Here is a 224-nt window from a genome sequence, read left to right as displayed (position 1 = left end):
GCTGTTGTTCCTGCTAAGGCAGTTCCTCCAGTTGACGCTGCATACCATTGGATACCTGTTCCCGTAGCTACTAAATCAGCTACTGTTGGGCTATCGGCACTACAGAATGCTTGTGCACTTGCTGTTGGTGCGGTTGGGGTGGTATTTACTGTTACACTTACTGAGGTTCTACTACTCTCACAGCTACTTACTGTTTGTGATGCATAGTAGGTTCCTGTGCTCAA

At 47.3% G+C, this 224-nt stretch carries 1 protein-coding gene; it reads right to left on the bottom strand.

The window, feature by feature from the left end:
* A partial coding sequence (locus ACXAG7_RS20245) for a hypothetical protein (RefSeq protein WP_476667972.1) occupies positions 1-224 on the bottom strand: 224 nt, incomplete at both ends.

This window comes from Tenacibaculum sp. AWR4_210 (genome assembly GCF_056160945.1).
This window is presented reverse-complemented; position numbering and strand designations above follow the sequence as displayed.